The organism is Streptomyces sp. NRRL S-495, from assembly GCF_000966955.1.
Classification (GTDB): Bacteria; Actinomycetota; Actinomycetes; order Streptomycetales; family Streptomycetaceae; genus Kitasatospora; species Kitasatospora purpeofusca.
Genome location: NZ_JZWY01000277.1, coordinates 19,884 through 28,361 on the forward strand (window position 1 = coordinate 19,884; position 8,478 = coordinate 28,361).

The window sequence follows — 8,478 nt, forward strand, 5'->3', positions numbered from 1 at the left end:
AACACGAACGTAAAGAGCAGAGGTGAGACTGTCCCCATGGGCAAGCAGCAGGAGTTCGTGCTTCGGACGCTCGAAGAGCGTGACATCCGGTTCGTCCGGCTGTGGTTCACCGATGTCCTGGGGTTCCTCAAGTCGGTCGCCGTGGCGCCGGCCGAGCTGGAGCAGGCGTTCGAGGAGGGCATCGGCTTCGACGGCTCGGCGATCGAGGGATTCGCCCGGGTGTACGAGTCCGACATGATCGCGAAGCCGGACCCGACCACCTTCCAGATCCTGCCGTGGCGCTCGGAGACCCCGGGCACCGCCCGGATGTTCTGCGACATCCTGATGCCGGACGGCTCGCCCTCCTACGCCGACCCGAGGTTCGTGCTGAAGCGCACCCTGGAGAAGGCCTCCGCCCAGGGCTTCACCTTCTACACCCACCCCGAGATCGAGTTCTTCCTGCTGAAGAACCTGCCCGGCGACGGCACCGCGCCGATCCCCGCCGACCACTCCGGCTACTTCGACCACACCCCGCGCGGGGTGGGCCACGACTTCCGCCGCCAGGCGATCACCATGCTGGAGTCGATGGGCATCTCGGTGGAGTTCTCCCACCACGAGGGCGCCCCCGGGCAGCAGGAGATCGACCTGCGCTACGCCGACGCGCTCTCCACGGCCGACAACATCATGACCTTCCGGCTGGTGATGAAGGAGGTCGCGCTGGAGCAGGGCGTGCACGCCAGCTTCATGCCCAAGCCGTTCTCCGACCACCCCGGCTCGGGCATGCACACCCACCTCTCGCTGTTCGAGGGCGACCGCAACGCCTTCCACGAGTCGGGCGCCGAGTACCAGCTCTCCAAGGTCGGCCGCTCCTTCATCGCGGGCCTGCTGCGCCACGCCGCCGAGACCGCCGCCGTCACCAACCAGTGGGTGAACTCCTACAAGCGGATCTGGGGCGGCTCCCAGCGCACCGCCGGCGCCGGCGGCGAGGCCCCGTCGTACATCTGCTGGGGCCACAACAACCGCTCCGCGCTGATCCGGGTCCCGATGTACAAGCCGGGCAAGCAGGGCTCCACCCGGGTCGAGGTCCGCTCCCTGGACACCGGCTGCAACCCCTACCTGGCCTACGCCGTCACCCTGGCGGCCGGCCTCAAGGGCATCGAGGAGGGCTACGAGCTCCCGCCGGGCGCCGACGACGACGTGTGGGCCCTCACCGACCCCGAGCGCCGCGCCCTCGGCATCCAGCCGATGCCGCAGAACCTGGGCGAGGCGATCGACCTGATGCAGCGCAGCGAGCTGGTGGCGGAGACCCTCGGCGAGCACGTCTTCGACTTCTTCCTGAGGAACAAGAAGCAGGAGTGGGAGGAGTACCGCTCCGAGGTCACCCCCTTCGAGCTGCGCAAGAACCTCCAGGTGTTGTAGGGGATCCCGCCGCAGAGGACTGACACCACGTCAAGCACCACCGGGCCCGCCGTCGTTCCAATGGATGACGGCGGGCCCGCCGTTTGGGTTGGCGCGTCCTCTGATGGCGGTACGTGAGGAGATTGTGACGTTGCGTTGTGATCCGATAAGCGTGATCAATCCCCTCCCCCCTGAGAGGACCTCATGCCCTCCTCCACCGTCAGCCGCGCCGCCGCCGTCCGTACCCTCGCCCGTCGGATCGGGATCACCGGTGTCGCCGTCGCCGCCGTCGCCGGACAGCTGCTCTCCGCCCCGATCGCGGACGCCCGCGGCTCGGGCCCCAAGGGCCCGCAGCAGCGTGCCGACACCATCGTCTCGAACCCGCTGCCGTTCACGACGCGCTTCCAGGGCGACTTCCACGGCTCCGTCACGCGGATCAGCAACTCCCTGATGACCTGCGACGAGACCCAGCCGCCGGTCGACCCGGCGCAGCCGGCGTGCGTGGACGCCCGGACCGGCGCGGGCAGCCGGCCGATCAACAACAACTACCAGATGAAGTACATCAACATCGATCCGGGCAGCGTCGGCCCGCTCGGTGACGAGATCTACTCGGCCAGCTCGGCCGACCTCTCGCTGCTGGAGGGTTCGCAGATCAAGTACGCCCGGCTGTACTGGGGCGGCACCCGGGGCATCGGCGACACCGTCCTGCCGGAGAGCCAGATCGACGAGATCTACCTGAAGTTCCCGGGCGAGAACCAGTACCGCAACATCGCCAACGACCAGCCCTCCATCGGCTACATCACCACCACCGAGGAGAGCAGCTACCAGGCCTCCGCCGACATCACCGACCTGGTGAAGGCCGCCGGCAACGGCACTTACACCGCCGCCAACATGGACTCGGTGGTGAAGCCGCACAGCTGGGGCGGCTGGTCGATCGTGGTGGCGTACGAGAACCCCTGCAAGCCGCTGCGCCACGTCCACATCTGGGACGGCTTCCAGGTGGAGCTGCCGGACAGCCCGCCCCGCGAGTTCAACCTCGACGGGCTGCAGACCCCGGCCACCGGGCAGGTCGCCGGCAAGCTCGGCTTCATCGTCTACGACGGCGACCTGAAGTGGACCGGGGACACCCTGGCGATGAAGTCCACCAACGGGCCGGAGTCGGTCTTCACGGACGTCAACCACGCCTCCAACGACGCGTTCAACTCCACCATCGAGGAGCTGTCCCCGGCGGACCAGTTCGTCCGCAACCCGTACAACCGCAACAACTTCGGGTACGACTCCAACCGCTGGGACATCTCGCCGTTCCTGCGCAACGGGGACACCGACATCACCATCAAGTTCGACACCGACAAGGACGGCTACGACCTCGGTGTCTTCTACGCCTACGTGAACCTGGACGGCTCGCTGGAGGGCTGACCGCCCGGCACCGACCGGCGCCGCTGCCGCACCACCCGCACCGGGGGGTGCGGCAGCGGCGTTCCGGCGTTCCGGGGCGCCCCGCGCAGCAGCCGCTCGCAGGGGCGCTCCACCCACCGGTGCAGGGCGCCCGCCACGGCCAGCGTCCCGGCGGCGAGCAGCAGGTCGACGGCGAGCAGCGCGGGCGTCCCGGCCGGTCGGCCGGCCGTCCACAGCCAGCAGCGGATGCCGATCTCGTGCACCAGGTACCAGGCGTAGGACCACTCGCCGAGGAGCACCGCCGTCCGCCCGGAGAGCAGTCGGGGCGCCGTGCCCGTCGTGTCCCGCCGGGCGGCGGCCACCAGCAGCGCCGCGAACAGCGGGGCCGGGAACAGCTGCGAGGCGCTGTACGGGCCCCACCACAGGGCGTCGGGGACGGCCGCGTGCCAGGGCACCAGCAGGACGTGCCAGCCGGCCACCGCTGCCGCGGCCGCGCCGAGCCGCACCCGGGGGAGCAGCCCGTGCCGGGCGGCCAGCCCGGTGACCACCCCGAGCACGAACTGCGGGGTGCGGGTCAGCGGCAGGTAGTCCAGCAGCCAGCCGCGCAGGGCCGGATCGGCGGGCAGCAGCGCGCCCGCCGCCCAGAGCACCGGACCGAGCGCGGCGCAGGCCGCCGCCAGCGGCAGCCAGCTCCGCCGGCGCGGGGCCAGCAGCCGCAGCAGGGCCGGGAACAGCAGGTAGAACCAGGCCTCGGCGCCCAGCGACCAGGCGGCCGGATTGCCGCCGAAGACCGTCCCCGGCGCCCAGGTGTGCAGCAGCGGCAGCGACCAGAGCACGGCCGCCAGCGGGACGGCCAGCCCCAGGGCGGCGTTCGCGCCCAGCGACAGCGCGGTGGTCAGCGCGTGCAGCGGCCAGATCCGGGCGAACCGGCGCCGGGCGAAGGACCGGGCGGTGGCCGGCGAGCCCTCGTACGTCCAGGCGAGGACGAAGCCGGAGAGGACGAAGAAGAAGGTGACCCCCGAACGTCCGTACCAGGAGAGCGGGCCGAGCAGCGGCAGCTCGCCGAGCTTGCGCGCCAGGTGGTAGAGCACCACCAGCAGCGCGGCCCAGAAGCGCAGCCCGGTGAGCGAGGGCAGACGGCCGGGCATCGGACCCTCCGGGGCGGCGACGGGGAGGAGGCGGGGAGCGGACGCCCGGTGAACGAGCGCGGCGGGCGCGGGGTCACGGACGGGTGACACCGGTGTCCGCCCGGTGGTCACGCCCGGGCGCGCCGCGCCCGGGACGCGTAGCCTGCTGGGGCGGACGGGGGGCGGACGGACGGAGGGGCGATGGCGGTGGAGGAACAGCGGGCCGGCAGCCGGGTGAGCCGACCGGAGACCAGACTGGCGCGGCGCGGGTTCACCGACCCGGGCAAGGCGCTGCGGCTGCTCGCCGAACCGGCCCTGGACGGGCTGGCCGCGGACCCGGTGCTGCTCGACGCGCTCGCCGCCACCGCCGACCCCGACCTCGCCCTGCTCGGCCTGTCCCGGCTGCTGGAGGCCGCCGAGGAGACCGACCGGCACACCCTGCGCGACACCCTGACCACCTCCAAGCCGCTGCGCGACCGGCTGCTCGGCGTGCTCGGCGCGTCCACCGCGCTCGCCGACCACCTCGCCAGGCACCCGCACGACTGGCACGTCCTGGTCACCTTCGAGCTGCGCGACATGCACCCGGGCCCGGCGGACTTCCGCCGGGCGCTCGCCGAGGCGGTTGCCGCCGACCCCACCGGCCGCCCGGCCGACGCGCTGCGGGTCGGCTACCGCCGCTGCCTGCTGGCGGTCGCCGCCCGCGACCTGACCGGCACCACCGACCTCGCCCAGACCGCCGCCGAACTCGCCGACCTGGCGGGCGCCACCCTCCAGACCGCCCTCGACCTGGCCGCCGCGCAGGACCCGGAGGCCGCCGCCGACTGTCGGCTCGCCGTCATCGGCATGGGCAAGTGCGGCGGCCGCGAGCTCAACTACGTCTCCGACGTCGACGTCATCTTCGTCGCGGAGCCGCGCGAGGGCGTCGAGGAGCACCGGGCGGTCAAGGCCGCCACCCGGCTGGCCGCCGCGCTCACCCGGCTGTGCGCCGACACCACCGGCGAGGGCACCATCTGGCCGGTGGACGCCAATCTGCGCCCCGAGGGCCGCAACGGCCCGCTGGTCCGCACCCTGGCCAGCCACCTCGCCTACTACCGGCGCTGGGCCAAGACCTGGGAGTTCCAGGCGCTGCTCAAGGCCCGCCCGGTGGCCGGCGACGCCGAGCTCGGCGAGGCGTACATCGCCGAACTGGCGCCGATGGTCTGGCAGGCCGCCGCCCGGGAGAACTTCGTCACCGATGTGCAGGAGATGCGCCGCCGGGTGATCGACTCGATCCCCGCCACCGAGCTGGACCGCCAGCTCAAGCTGGGCCCCGGCGGACTGCGCGACGTCGAGTTCTCCGTCCAGCTGCTCCAGCTGGTGCACGGCCGCACCGACGAGGCGCTGCGCAGCGGCAACACCCTGGAGGCGCTGGCCGCGCTCTCCCGCGGCGGCTACGTGGGCCGCGCCGACGCCGCCTCGCTGGACGCCGCCTACCGGTTCCTGCGCTCGCTGGAGCACCGCATCCAGCTGCACCGGCTGCGCCGCACCCATCTGATGCCCACCGACGAGGAGGACCAGCGCCGACTGGCCCGCTCGCTCGCGCCGCTGATCAACGACGACACCAGGGCCGACCCGGTCGCCGCGCTGCGGCGGGAGTGGAAGCGGCACGCCGTCGAGGTGCGCCGGCTGCACGAGAAGCTGTTCTACCGGCCGCTGCTGGACGCCGTCGCCGAGCTGCCGCCGGGCGCGGCGGGCCTGCGCCAGGACGCGGCCCGGGCCCGGCTGGAGGCGCTGGGTTACGCCGACCCGGCCGCCGCGCTGCGGCACCTGAGCGCGCTCGCCGCCGGGGTCAGCCGCAAGGCGGCGATCCAGCGCACCCTGCTGCCGGTGCTGCTCGGCTGGTTCGCCGACTCCGCCGACCCGGACGCCGGACTGCTCAACTTCCGCCAGGTCTCCGACGCGCTCGGCCGCACCCCCTGGTACCTGCGGCTGCTGCGCGACGAGAGCGCCGCCGCTGAGCAGCTGGCGCGGGTCCTGTCGGCCGGGCGGCTCGCCCCCGACCTGCTGCTGCGGGCACCGGAGGCGGTCGCCATGCTCGGCGACCCGCAGGGACTGGTGCCGCGCGGGCGGCCCGCGCTGGAGCAGGAGGTGCTGGCCGCCGTCCGCCGGGCCGACTCGGTGGCCGGCGCGGTGGCGGCGGTGCGCTCGGTGCGCCGCCGGGAGTTGTTCCGCACCGCCGCCGCCGATGTGCTCGGGCGGCTCGGCGAGGACCCGGCGCAGGCGCTGGACACCGCCGGCGAGGCGCTCACCGCGCTCAACGCGGCCACGCTGCAGGGCGCGCTGCGGGCCTGCGTGGCCGGCTGGGAGGCCCGCAACGGCGAGCTGCCGACCCGGATCGCGGTGATCGCGATGGGCCGGTTCGGCGGGCACGAGCTGGGCTACGGCTCGGACGCGGACGTGCTCTTCGTCCACGAGCCGGTGCTCGGCTCGCTGGAGGAGGACGCCGCCCGGGCCGCCCAGGCGGTCTGCCACGAGCTGCGCACCCTGCTGGCCGCGCCGTCCACCGAGCCGCCGCTGGAGGTGGACGCCGACCTGCGGCCGGAGGGGCGCAACGGCCCGCTGGTGCGCTCGCTCGCCTCGTACACGGCGTACTACCGGCGCTGGTCGCACGCCTGGGAGAGCCAGGCGCTGCTGCGGGCCGAGCCGGTGGCCGGGGACCCGGAGCTGGGGGAGCGGTTCCGGCAGCTGGTCGACCCGCTGCGCTTCCCCGGTGCGGGGGTGCCCGAGCGGGACGTGCTGGAGATCCGCCGGATCAAGGCCAGGATCGAGGCGGAGCGGCTGCCGCGCGGCGCCGATCCGACCACCCACACCAAGATCGGCCGGGGCGGGCTGGCGGACGTCGAGTGGACCGTGCAGCTGCTCCAGCTGCGGCACGGGCACGAGCTGCCGGGGCTGCGCACCACCCGGACCAGGGCGGCGCTGGCGGCGGCGGTCGAGGCCGGGCTGGTCGGGGCGGAGGACGCGGAGGTGCTGGACGCGGCCTGGGTGCTGGCCTCCCGGGTGCGTTCGGCGGTGATGCTGGTGCGCGGCCGGCCGGGCGACTCCTTCCCGGCGGACACCCGGGAGCTGGCCGGGGTGGCCCGCTACCTGGGGTACGGGGCCGGGCACAGCGGCGAGCTGGTGGACGACTACCGGCGCACCACCCGGCGGGCCCGGTCGGTGGTGGAGCGGCTGTTCTACGGCTGACACGTGGGGAACGCGGAGAGGGGCCCCGGTCGCCCGGGGCCCCTCTCCGCGTGTCCCGTCCTGGTTCGCGGCCTCAGCGGCGCGCGCTGCTCACCGCGGGTTCGCTCCACTGCTCGGGCACCGTGACCGGCTCGGCCGGCAGCTCCCGGGCGGGCACCTGCGGAAGTCTGTAGATCCAGGAGTGGTAGAGCCAGCCCGCGGTGAGGAAACCCACCAGCAGGCACAGCAGGCCGCCGACGGCGTCCATCCAGAAGTGGTTGGCGGTGGCGACGATCACCACCAGGGTGGCCACCGGGTAGAGCAGGCCGAGCACCCGGACCCAGGTCCGGCGGGCCAGGAAGAAGATGGTCAGACCGCACCACGTCGACCAGCCGATGTGCATCGAGGGCATCGCGGCGAACTGGTTGGAGACATGGGTGGCCGGGCCGGAGGCCATCGAGCCCCAGGTGCCGTGCGTCTTCACGGTGTCGATGAAGCCGCCGTCGGTCATCAGCCGGGGCGGGGCCAGCGGGAAGAAGTAGAAGCCGACCAGCGCGATCGCGGTGGTGACGAACAGCACCGTGCGGGTCGCGGCGTAGCGGCCGGGGTGCCACCGGTAGAGCCAGACCAGGACGCCGATGGTCACCACGAAGTGCAGCGTCGCGTAGTAGTAGTTCATCCCGGTGATCAGCCAGCCGACGCTGTCGACCGCGTGGTTGACCGAGCGCTCGACGGCGACGCCGAGGGACTGCTCGAGGTCCCAGATCCAGCCGGCGTGCTTCTGCGCGATCGTCTCCTGCTCGGGGACGGCGTTGCGCACCAGGGAGTAGATCCAGTAGCTGATGCCGATCAGTGCCAGCTCGAACCAGAGTCTCGGCCGCGCGGGCGACCGGCGCTGCTCGCGGACGCGGTCACGCAGGGCCGCGGTTCGGGTGCGGGCCGCAAGGGTGGCTCCGTCGGGCATGCGGCCGCCGTTCTGCTGGATCTCGGTCGGTTCCCCCATGGACGAGAAGTCTGCCAGACGTCCCGTAGCCGTCTGCTCATCCTCCGGAAGTGGATTCTTCACCGGCTGTCCCCCTTCAGAGGTAGGGGGTGGCTCCCACCGGGGGAGGGGGCGCGGACGGATCTGGGGTCAACCGGTGGGACGGGCATACGTCCCATTGTCACGCCGGACGGGCGGGGCGGCGCAATCGGGGGTGGCAGCGCGGGACCGGGTCGCATTTTCCCCGACCGAAACGCTTTCTGCATCTTGCTGAAACATATTGCAGGCCGCTAGCGTCTCGGCCACCCGACCACCCCATGACCCCGTATACCCGCGCAAGGGAGCCTTCAGTGGCCGAAGTCCCGTCCCGCCGCCGGCGGAGCACCCCTCGCA

General features: G+C 73.0%; 5 protein-coding genes. 3 read left to right on the forward strand and 2 right to left on the reverse strand.

Annotated features, from left to right (window positions below):
• Positions 1-36: 36 nt before the first annotated feature.
• Both VR45_RS16050 and VR45_RS16055 read left to right on the forward strand, forming a co-directional pair.
• Positions 37-1,398, forward strand: coding sequence for a glutamine synthetase family protein (locus tag VR45_RS16050; protein ID WP_030391579.1), 1,362 nt, complete (start codon positions 37-39; stop codon positions 1,396-1,398).
• A gap of 183 nt (positions 1,399-1,581) precedes the next feature.
• A complete protein-coding gene (locus VR45_RS16055) occupies positions 1,582-2,793 on the forward strand; it encodes a hypothetical protein (RefSeq protein ID WP_045940438.1) in 1,212 nt (403 codons plus the stop codon).
• On the opposite strand, the gene VR45_RS16060 is transcribed toward VR45_RS16055, so the two are convergent.
• Positions 2,760-3,920, reverse strand: coding sequence for an acyltransferase (locus VR45_RS16060; RefSeq protein ID WP_052709124.1), 1,161 nt, complete (start codon positions 3,918-3,920; stop codon positions 2,760-2,762). The two genes, VR45_RS16055 and VR45_RS16060, sit on opposite strands and share 34 nt — an antisense overlap.
• Before the next feature lie 180 nt (positions 3,921-4,100).
• Between VR45_RS16060 and VR45_RS16065 the strand changes: the two genes are divergently transcribed.
• Positions 4,101-7,124: a bifunctional [glutamine synthetase] adenylyltransferase/[glutamine synthetase]-adenylyl-L-tyrosine phosphorylase gene (locus VR45_RS16065; protein WP_045940439.1), complete on the forward strand. Its 3,024-nt coding sequence runs from the start codon at positions 4,101-4,103 to the stop codon at positions 7,122-7,124.
• 73 nt (positions 7,125-7,197) lie between these two features.
• Here the strand turns inward: VR45_RS16065 and VR45_RS16070 are convergent, their stop codons facing one another.
• On the reverse strand, positions 7,198-8,106 hold the full coding sequence (locus VR45_RS16070) for a phosphatase PAP2 family protein (protein WP_052709125.1): 909 nt from the start codon (positions 8,104-8,106) through the stop codon (positions 7,198-7,200).
• Between the last annotated feature and the right edge of the window lie 372 nt (positions 8,107-8,478).